Annotated in this window: 1 pseudogene; it reads left to right on the top strand. The window is 60.1% G+C overall.

Annotation, left to right across the window (positions count from 1 at the left end):
• Positions 1-22: 22 nt before the first annotated feature.
• Positions 23-1,031 (top strand): annotated as a pseudogene (locus LMTR3_RS28350) (IS630 family transposase); the annotation flags it as partial.

Genomic DNA, 1,031 nt, shown 5'->3' with positions numbered 1-1,031 from the left:
CTCTCGATAGAGGAGAGCGCTTGTGACGAATGCGGGTGTGAGAGGCCGGCCCATCGCGCCGTTGGTGCTGAGTGCGCAGGAGCGAGCGTACTTAGAGAGGCAAGTTCGTCGTCATCGTGTTGCCCGGTCGCTATCTGAGCGGTGCCGCGCGATCCTGCGGTGTGCGGATGGCTTGCCAAGCAAGTCCGTGGCTGCCGAACTCGGCATCCATGAACACACCGTTGGCAAGTGGCGCCGCCGATTTCTGAAGGATCGCTGTAACGGCCTGCTTGACGAAGCCCGCCCTGGCCGCCCTCGCCGCCCTCGCACCATCAACGACGATCAGGTTGCGGCTGTGATCGAGCGGACTTTGCGCACGACGCCGGCCGATGCGACGCACTGGTCGATCCGTTCGATGGCTGCGGAAACTGGCTTTTCCCACACCACGATCCGCCGAATGTGGGCGGCGTTCGGCTTGCAGCCGCACCGCAGCCAGACATTCAAGCTGTCGAGCGATCCGCTGTTCGTTGACAAGGTGCGCGATATCGTCGGCCTTTATCTATCCCCACCGAACCGAGCCCTTGTTCTCAGCATCGATGAGAAGAGCCAGATTCAGGCGCTCGATCGCGAGCAACCGATCTTGCCGATGATGCCTGGCGTGCCGTAACGTCGTACGCACGGCTATCTGCGGCATGGTACGACCACGCTGTTTGCAGCACTCGATATCGCCTCGGGGTTCGTCATCGGCAAATGCTACAAGCGCCACCGGGCAGTTGAGTTCTTGAAGTTTTAAGGAGATCGATGCTCAAGTTCCTGAAGGGCTCGATGTCCATATCGTCATGGATAACTACGCCACCCACAAGACACCCAAGGTCAAAGCGTGGCTCGCCCGCCGCCCGCATTATCATGTCCACTTCACGCCGACTTCCGCGTCAATCAGGTCGAGCGCTGGTTCGCTGAACTCACCAGAAAGCAGATCCAGCGAGGTGTTCACACCTCCGTCAGGCAGCTCGAGGCCGACATCCGCTCCTTCATCGACCTGCACAACAAAA

Origin of the sequence: Bradyrhizobium sp. LMTR 3, assembly GCF_001693485.1 — a bacterium.
Lineage (GTDB): Bacteria > Pseudomonadota > Alphaproteobacteria > Rhizobiales > Xanthobacteraceae > Bradyrhizobium.
This window is presented reverse-complemented; position numbering and strand designations above follow the sequence as displayed.